The sequence below is a fragment of the Nocardia pseudovaccinii NBRC 100343 genome (genome assembly GCF_001613225.1).
Classification (GTDB): Bacteria; Actinomycetota; Actinomycetes; order Mycobacteriales; family Mycobacteriaceae; genus Nocardia; species Nocardia pseudovaccinii.
On sequence record NZ_BDBY01000337.1, the window covers coordinates 1 to 7,583 of the forward strand.

Sequence of the window (7,583 nt, forward strand, 5' to 3'; positions counted from 1 at the left end):
ATCGCCGCGGCCGCGGCCGCGGCGGCCGTCGTGGCCGTCGGAGCCTGGCCGCTGCTCCACAACAAACCCGCACCGCCGACCTCAGAGACGGCGAAATCCGAATTCTTCACCGACGACGACATCACGCTGCTGAAGAACGTGCAAGACCCGTACAACCGCAGCGTCTGTCATCACCGGAACCCACCGGCCATGCTAGGGGAGAAAGCCCATCTCACCTGCGACGAGATTCGCGAAATCCGCACGCCCAGCGCGGACTTCTACCTGTTTCCCAACGCCGACGCACTGGACAAGGCCTATCACGTCGTAGCGTTACAGACAGCGTTGCAGACCAGCAACTGTCCGGACGATCCACCCGGCCGCGACGGCCCCGCGATGAGAGACGGCAGGCAGGTCGGGCGGACGGTTTGCTTCACGGATCCCACGACGACACCACCGACCTCGGGGGTGATCCAAACCGACGACGCGTCCCTGAGCATGGCGGTTCTGTCCTTCCCCGAGTCGGTGGGCGGTAGCGCCCAGTTGTACTGGGCTCTACACGACACGGGAGAGGGAAATTCGCAATTCCTGACTACTCCGAGGGACCCGGACGACTACACTCCGGCCGACAAAGATCTGCTCAACAAACTGCCCAAGGCCTACGACAAACAATACTGTCGACGCGAGTCACCTGTGAGCGATGCGACCGCCGCCATTCTATGCTTCGGCAACGAGTCTGGTGCGCCGTCAGCAAGGTTTTTCCAATTTCCCACCCATTCGAAAGCGACCCAGTTTTTCGATGGTGTCATGAGGAAGTCCGGCGAGCGCGCGTGCGACGGTGCGACGGTTTCCGAGCAACCGTCGAATCGAAATGGCACGACCATCAGCCGGTTCGCCTGCATCACCGCTCCCGTGCCGACGCTCGTTGCGTTGGATCAGAGCCACATCGCCATCCGACTCGTATCCGTCGGTCCCGATTCCCCCTCCAACCGTCCCAAGACCGAACAGGCGTTGTTCGATTGGTTCAAAAAGAACCTGCTGTAGCCGCCGAAGTCTCCGCCGGGTCGGCAAACCAGCGCCGACCATAGGTCGATAACTCGCTCGCGACATGGGGACTCACGAAGTCAACTAGACCTCGGGCAACCGTGTCTGGCCTAGAAGCCGCTGCGCTCGTGTCACAGGGGGAGCCTGGGGTGCCGCAGCCAGTCCGCCCTGGTCCGGGCATGGGGCGGGGACACCCCGGATAGATCCCGCCGGAAGCCTCCGCCCCTGCGCGACTTGGAGAACCAACCCCGCCGCCCCCGTGGGGAACTGAGTCAGCAGTCGAAGCGAGGGCACTTGAGCATCGGCGGACGCCCGTCGCCGTGGCTGTGCGCGGCGGCATCGAACGACGACGTGGAGGCCGCCGGTAGCGACAGCGGCTCCGACATCCCCAATACGCTGGGGCCGAGCAGCACGAGTCCACCGACAAGGGTCATCGACAACAGGATGCGGCGAGAAGACAGAAACGGAACAGCAAGAGGCATCTGCATCACTTCCCTGGGCGCGGTATCGATCACGTCGTGTACAGGGCCAATCCTCGTCCGTGAACGGATCGCGCGACACCCACCCCAGGGTGAAAACCCGCCCCCTCCCTGACTGGCGCGCCGATCGGAATTCGGTCAACAGGGCAACAATTGCTGTGACCGATTTGACGGTCACTCCGAACCGGTACGGGTCCGTATTCCCGGCCGAAGACCACAGCCACCAACTCGGCGACACGTCGTCGCGGAGCTGGTGGCTGTGCATCACAACTCGATCATGTATTTGGGCTAGCCGACAGCCGGTGCGAGGTCACCACCGATTCGCGCTTCCGACAGAAAATCCGAGAGCGAGACGGAGAGGCGGGCGCTGATTTCGGTCAATCCGGACATCAACGCTTGTGCTGGTTCGGTGCCGGTTGTTTGGATGATGATCGGGGCGGGCTGTAGGCCCTCGATCCGTAGTCGACAAAAGTAGTCCGCGTCAGGTTTCGAAAAAGGCTGCGGCGCATCGACCGTCACAAGTATCGATCGGCCGCTTCGCTGAATCCTCCTGATTACCAAGGCCTTTCCAAATCCGGCAGTCATAGCGAGATAGTATGGCCTCGGGCGTCTTCGGCCGAATACTGTGGGCGTGTCCGAGAACCAGGCGCGTCCTCACCGATGACCACAGGCCGACCTTCGCTAACCCTGGTAGGGGTGGTTGGTGAACTGGACTGCACCGGCGTCCGGGAAGTGGGCAGCGTTGACGGTGACGGTGCCGACGAAGTTGTCGTGTCCGGGGCTGAACAGGGCCGAGTAGCCGCTGTTGCCCCAGAAGCCGGGGCCGTTGGCATGCGCGGTGAAGCTGCCGGTTTCGCCGGTGTCGACATTGCGGTAGTTCAGGGTGATGTCGAGTGAACACTGGCCGACGCCGATCATCTGGGCGGTCACGGTGAAGGCGGCCATGCCCGGGTAGGCGTTGCCGTTGACCGACGAGTCGACGATCGCGACGCACGGGCCGTTGGTCAGCGAGTAGATCGTCGCGAACTTGCCGCCGCTCGAGTCCGCGGAAGCTGGTGCGGCCGTGGCGGTTACGGCCGCCGCGGTCATCGCGGCGAGGGAGAAAGCAGTCACGGATCGGATCGAACGCATCATTACCCCAGTAGTTTGATGGTGGTCATGCCGACGTTATGCCGTGCGACGGTACCAGTCTTCCCGTCATCCCATGACCGTTCCGCGCGATGCGATCAACCGAGGCTGAAGGGTTGGCCCCACAGGGTTTCGGAGTCGTCCATGACGTTGTCGTGCACGGTGACCGTGGTGTACGCCCGAGCTTCGGCGGCGCCCGCACAACCTTCTATGGACAGTGTGTGGTCCACGTACTGGGTGATGCCCGATGTACCGGTGAAGGTGTAGTCCTCGATTTCCTTGGTGGCCACCTTGCCGGGCTTCAACTGAACGCTCAGGGAGGGGTCGGCGTAGGGCGAGATCCCTGAGTCGCCTGCGGCGCCACCGGCATATCCGCCCGCGGTGACACCGCCGTTGCCCCCGCCGCCACCACCGTCGCTGTTATTGCCGACGTTGTCGGCACCCGCGGGCGCGTCGGTTTTCGGCTGGGGCGGCGGCGTATCGCCGCTGCTGTCCGCGTGTGTGCCGCTGCCGAGATCGACCTGGCAGCCAACGAGGTAACCGGTTTCGATTCGACCGCCGCTGACTTCGATATCGGCGGGCACGGTGATGTGCACGGATGTCACGCCGGAAACCCACGCGTTGCGCGACAGTGGGCTCGCGGCCATCGACCCGGAGATCGTCGCGTGTTCACCGGTGCGGTCGACCGCGACGACAAGGCCATCACGAGTGGTGAACCGGTCGTGGCCATCTGGGAGTGGGATCGAGGTATCGGCTTGTGCCGCACCGGATGTCACCAGTACGAGGGGCAGGAAGGCGCACGTCATCATCGCGGCGCCCAGTGAACGGCGCATCGCGCTGTTCCTCTCGTTCGATCGGATCACGCCGCTCATCCGACGCTGAACGGGTCGCCGTACAAGGTCACTTCGGCCGACCCTTGGTCGTTGGTCACTGTCAGGGCGCTGAACGCGCGCGCCTGCGCGTACCCGCCGCACCCACTCAGCTGGATGCCGCGATTGCGGTAGGCGATGCCGACGGCACCCGCGGCGGGATCGAGCTTCTTGGCGCCGAGCTTCACCACCGCGACGCCACCGGGCACCAGTTTGATACTCGGGGTCAATTCCGGCGACACCGAGCCGGGCGACAGGTAGACGTCACCGCCGAGCGACAGCCCGCCGGACAGATCTACCTGGCAGCCGATCAGATAGCCGGTCTCCAAATTGCCCGCTGTCGCGCCCGGAGCCGTGGCGTACGCGGTCGCCGACAGTTGCGCCGTGCGTGACATGCCGTTGGCGGCGAGGGACTGGGAGATGATCGCGGTCTCACCGGTCCTGGTCAGATCCACCGGAATCCCCGTCGCCGTCGTCAAGGCCTGCTCGCCGTCGGGCAGCGGCACCACCGTATCCGCATGCGCGAACCCAACTCCGAGCATCAGCACCGCCAACCCGACGCTGATACCCGCCGACCACCGGCCGACGCCATCGATCACCCTCATCGAACCCCATCCTCAACTGCTGGCAGCTACGGAGAACCTCGCACGCAAACCTGAGCGTCGGCTGGGAATCAGCAGTGTGGTTGCTGTCGAATCCCGCCCTCGGGGCTGATGGGGCGTGCGCGCTCATAGCTGACTCCTAACTTGCTCCCATTTTCGACAGAGGTTGGGCCGCAACGATTCTCGCGTCGGGTCGGCAGGGATCGGCTCGACGGATCCAGAAACCGGGAGGAAACGTATGGGAGTCAAGTCGAAGCTGGTCACGGTGGCTGCGGCGGGCGTCGTGGTGTTCGGTGCACTGGGTGTCGGGGCCGGTGTCGCGAGCGCTGATCAGCCGCAGGGACCGGCAGCGGGACAGCAGTGTCCGCCGCCGCCCGGCGATCACCAGGGTCCGCCGCCCGGCGACCAGCAGGGGCCGCCGCCCGGGGACCCGCAGGGCCCGCCGCCCGGATGCCCCGCGCCTGGACAGTGATCCGCAGCCCTATGTCCGCAAGGGCATAGGGCATTTTCAGGCGGGCGTGCCCGCGTCATCACAACTATGGTGTGGGCGTGCGGATTCGACGGTGGCGGCGCGTGTACCTTGGCGCCGAATACGCGGCGCTGTTCTTCGGCGGGACAACCGCGTACAACGCGGTATTACGAGGTAGACCGCCGATTCCCGCGCTGCTCGCATTGGCGGTCGGCGTAACCGGTTACCTGCGGCGTGCTTCGGACTTCGACCGGGCGGCGCTCTGGCGCTCCGAGGCGATTCACCAACAAGCGCGCCCCATGGCGGCGCTGGCAGGGTCGAACGCGCTGGCGCTCACCGCGGCGGTCGCGGTGCTGCGGCGGGACAATCTGTTCGAGCTGCCGCGCCGAAATCCCTGGCTGTGGCTGGCAGTCATGGTGTTGTATCCCGTGCTCAGCGTGTACCCGCAGGAACTGATCTTCCGTTCGTTCCTGTTCCACCGGTACAGGCCGGTCTTCGGCGACGGCGTCGGGTTGGTGGCCGCGAGCGCGATCGCATTCGGCTACGTGCACATCATCTTCGGCAGTTGGCTCTCGGTCGTGCTGAGCGGTGTCGGCGGCTGGATCTTCGCCACGCGGTATTTGCGGACGCGATCGCTGTTCACCGCGTCCGTCGAGCATTCGGTGTACGGAATGCTCATCTTCACAGTCGGTTTGGGGCAGTACTTCTATCACGGCGCCGCTCCGGCGCCGCGCATCCAGCGTTCAGTCGCGGCGGTGTAGGGCCTCGATAACGGTGCGCGCCGCATTGGACGGGGTGCGCCGGGCGCTGTACGCGATCGCGAACACCATTGCAATCCAGCCCGTACCACTACTCGGAGTAGACCTTCGGTCTGGCCGGTGCGCTGGGCGCGCCGGGGGTGGGCCGATTGCGGCGGCGCGGGTTCGGTCGTCGCCGGAGCCGCACACCAGTCCGGCGGTCGGTCGCTGGTATGCGGAATCGGTCTCACCACAACACTTCTGGGCCTGCTGATATGGGTTGCTCAGGTCGTCGCGACCAGGAACTGCTCCGCGGTCGGGGGCCGCAGGCCGTCTGTCCTGTCGGCGAAGTAGCGCTGGGTCAGGGTGGATGTCGAAACATGTTGTGCCGATGCGAAACCCGCCGCCTCGGCCAGTGCGATCAGTTCATCGGGACTGAACAGGCTGAGGAATGGCACTCCGCTTGCTCGCGCGGCGTTCTCGACGGCCTGACGTATCGCGCGTTCCTCGGCGTCCAGTAGGTCCAGTGGAAGTTGGAAGGTCATGGCCAAGGTAGAGCCGGGCACGAGGGTCGAAATCCGCTGCAGTGTCTGGATGTTCGCTTCGCGTGTGAGATACATGGAGACGCCGGTTTCGGCGACCACTGCGGGACGCGACGGGTCGAAGCCCGCGGAAATGAGTCGTTCCCACCAGGATTCGGCCTCGAAATCGACCGGGACCAGCCGCAGCCACTGCGGAATTCCGTAGCCGAGTTCGACCAAGCGCTGCCGCTTCCATGCCTGCGGGCCGGGCTGGTCTACCTCGAATACGGTTAGTCCGGAGGCGATTTCGGGACGGCGCTGAGCGAAGGTGTCGAGTCCCGCGCCCAGGATGACGTACTGATCGACGCCGCGCGCCGCCTGCTCGACCACCAGATCCTCGACGAAACGGGCGCGCGCCACGACGCACGCGCGCGAGAGGCTGGTCGTCTCGGGATTCATATCCCCGCGGGCGCGCCACCCGGCGTCGGGCTCGATAAGCCGCAGCCCGATCTCGTCTTCGAGCACATGCGGCGCCGGATCGATCTCGACGTGCAAGGCGCGCCACAGTGCGACGCGCTCCGCAGTACTCTCGGGGCCGATGACCTGTTGCATGGTTCAGTCGACCTTTCCGACCTGCAGACTCCAGACCCGGCCGTCCGGATCGCGCACCGTCATTTCCTTTGTCCCGTAATGGGTTTCCTCGAAAGACGTGACCACCTCGACGTCATCGCTCGGCCGGAACGCATCCGGTTCGGTCACCATCAATACGAGCTGCGTCTGCGGGGTCTGACTGCGCGGGATCTCGGCGATGAATACATACGGACCATCGCCATTGCGGAACAGTCCGGAGTTGTGGTCGGTGGTGAATTCGGGTTCGAAACCGAGCGCCTGAAAGAACCGCGCCGCCTTGCCCCAATTGTGTGTCTCGACGAAAACGCCTTCGATTCCCTGCGTCGTCATATCGTCTCTCCTTCTTGCGCTCGCGGTTGCTGATCGTGGGTGTCGTCGAGGTATCCGCGCAGTGCCTCCGCGACCAGTGCCGACAGCGACATGCCGGACTCGATCGCCCGGAACTTGACCTGCTTGATCAACCCCACCGGCAAATACACGTTGAACTGCTTCACATCCTCGTCACCCACACACTCGATGCTAGCATCCTAGGAAGCTAGTAACAAGATCATCATGCGCTGGTGGCGGCACACTTCGAGTGGATGCATGGTGATCTTGATCAGACGCTGGAATGTGGGGGCATTCGGCGGGCCGCGGGGCGGCGCGATAACTTGAGCGGGTGATCAAGAGTTCGGTATCCACGACGGCGGGGGCATGGCGGGCAGGTGACGGCGTCCCGGTGACGTTGCGGGAGGCGACGGTGGCATGGGCCGTTGCGGCACATGCGGAGCTGTCCGAAATCGCCACGGGGTACGGGAACTTCGTCACTGTCGAGGAGCTGGCCGAGCGGGTGCAGGAGGCGTCCGGGGTGCAGACGGGTGCGCCGACGCGGACGTGGATGGAGGCGATCCTGCGCAAGGTCGCGCGTCGTTGTCACAACGCGGGCGAACCGCCGCTGACCTCGCTGTGCGTGCAGGAGAACCACACCGTCGGCGACACCTACAAGTATGTGCTGGAACTCGCCGGACTGCCGGTTCCGAAGGACCTCGAGTTGCACGCCTCCTACGCCCGGTGGCAGTGCTACGAGCACCACGGCGCCGCCATGCCCGCCGAGCTGACCGCCCCGCCGCTCACCCCCAAAGTGGCGGG

The 7,583-nt window shown here is 64.9% G+C and carries 12 protein-coding genes; 4 read left to right on the forward strand and 8 right to left on the reverse strand.

Going from position 1 to position 7,583, the window contains the following annotated elements:
• Positions 1 to 1,020: hypothetical protein (locus NP3_RS49455; protein WP_169814651.1), on the forward strand; the 1,020-nt coding region annotated here is incomplete at its 5' end.
• 272 nt (positions 1,021 to 1,292) lie between these two features.
• Here NP3_RS49455 and NP3_RS37425 read toward each other — a convergent pair.
• From NP3_RS37425 to NP3_RS37445, 5 genes are all read right to left on the reverse strand, one after another.
• Entirely contained in the window at positions 1,293 to 1,535 is a 243-nt protein-coding gene (locus NP3_RS37425) for a hypothetical protein (RefSeq protein WP_157124811.1), read from the reverse strand.
• Between the two features lie 252 nt (positions 1,536 to 1,787).
• Complete coding sequence (locus tag NP3_RS37430; RefSeq protein WP_169814652.1) at positions 1,788 to 2,084, reverse strand: DUF6968 family protein; 297 nt, start codon at positions 2,082 to 2,084, stop codon at positions 1,788 to 1,790.
• Between the two features lie 96 nt (positions 2,085 to 2,180).
• Entirely contained in the window at positions 2,181 to 2,612 is a 432-nt protein-coding gene (locus tag NP3_RS37435; RefSeq protein ID WP_245721269.1) for a hypothetical protein, read from the reverse strand.
• A 113-nt stretch (positions 2,613 to 2,725) separates the two neighbouring features.
• Positions 2,726 to 3,460 (reverse strand): MspA family porin, encoded by a 735-nt coding sequence (locus tag NP3_RS37440; RefSeq protein ID WP_063046453.1) that lies wholly within the window; start codon positions 3,458 to 3,460, stop codon positions 2,726 to 2,728.
• A 35-nt stretch (positions 3,461 to 3,495) separates the two neighbouring features.
• Positions 3,496 to 4,101 (reverse strand): MspA family porin, encoded by a 606-nt coding sequence (locus NP3_RS37445; RefSeq protein ID WP_063825022.1) that lies wholly within the window; start codon positions 4,099 to 4,101, stop codon positions 3,496 to 3,498.
• 235 nt (positions 4,102 to 4,336) lie between these two features.
• Here NP3_RS37445 and NP3_RS37450 point away from each other — a divergent pair, with 235 nt between their 5' ends.
• Together NP3_RS37450 and NP3_RS37455 are read left to right on the forward strand one after the other, a co-directional pair.
• Complete coding sequence (locus NP3_RS37450; RefSeq protein WP_063046455.1) at positions 4,337 to 4,570, forward strand: hypothetical protein; 234 nt, start codon at positions 4,337 to 4,339, stop codon at positions 4,568 to 4,570.
• 77 nt (positions 4,571 to 4,647) lie between these two features.
• Positions 4,648 to 5,328, forward strand: coding sequence for a CPBP family intramembrane glutamic endopeptidase (locus NP3_RS37455; RefSeq protein ID WP_063046459.1), 681 nt, complete (start codon positions 4,648 to 4,650; stop codon positions 5,326 to 5,328).
• A 260-nt stretch (positions 5,329 to 5,588) separates the two neighbouring features.
• Here NP3_RS37455 and NP3_RS37460 read toward each other — a convergent pair whose 3' ends face one another.
• Genes NP3_RS37460 through NP3_RS37470 form a run of 3 tightly spaced genes read right to left on the reverse strand, consistent with a single transcriptional unit; the run spans position 5,589 to position 6,964 of the window.
• Positions 5,589 to 6,437: a class I SAM-dependent methyltransferase gene (locus NP3_RS37460; protein WP_063046456.1), complete on the reverse strand. Its 849-nt coding sequence runs from the start codon at positions 6,435 to 6,437 to the stop codon at positions 5,589 to 5,591.
• Positions 6,438 to 6,440: 3 nt separating this feature from the next.
• Positions 6,441 to 6,785: a VOC family protein gene (locus NP3_RS37465; protein ID WP_063046457.1), complete on the reverse strand. Its 345-nt coding sequence runs from the start codon at positions 6,783 to 6,785 to the stop codon at positions 6,441 to 6,443.
• Positions 6,782 to 6,964, reverse strand: coding sequence for a ribbon-helix-helix protein, CopG family (locus NP3_RS37470; RefSeq protein ID WP_063046458.1), 183 nt, complete (start codon positions 6,962 to 6,964; stop codon positions 6,782 to 6,784). Before NP3_RS37470 ends, NP3_RS37465 begins: the two co-directional genes overlap by 4 nt.
• 149 nt (positions 6,965 to 7,113) lie before the next feature.
• Here NP3_RS37470 and NP3_RS37475 point away from each other — a divergent pair.
• Positions 7,114 to 7,583 (forward strand): hypothetical protein (locus tag NP3_RS37475; protein ID WP_245721270.1); only part of this gene is annotated, 470 nt, incomplete at its 3' end.

Excerpts from the sequence above, each read along its gene's own strand:
- NP3_RS37430 (WP_169814652.1), bottom strand. The coding sequence starts at position 2,084 with ATGACTGCCGGATTTGGAAAGGCCTTGGTAATCAGGAGGATTCAGCGA.
- NP3_RS37440 (WP_063046453.1), bottom strand. The coding sequence starts at position 3,460 with ATGCGCCGTTCACTGGGCGCCGCGATGATGACGTGCGCCTTCCTGCCC.
- NP3_RS37445 (WP_063825022.1), bottom strand. The coding sequence starts at position 4,101 with ATGAGGGTGATCGATGGCGTCGGCCGGTGGTCGGCGGGTATCAGCGTC.
- NP3_RS37450 (WP_063046455.1), top strand. The coding sequence starts at position 4,337 with ATGGGAGTCAAGTCGAAGCTGGTCACGGTGGCTGCGGCGGGCGTCGTG.
- NP3_RS37460 (WP_063046456.1), bottom strand. The coding sequence starts at position 6,437 with ATGCAACAGGTCATCGGCCCCGAGAGTACTGCGGAGCGCGTCGCACTG.
- NP3_RS37465 (WP_063046457.1), bottom strand. The coding sequence starts at position 6,785 with ATGACGACGCAGGGAATCGAAGGCGTTTTCGTCGAGACACACAATTGG.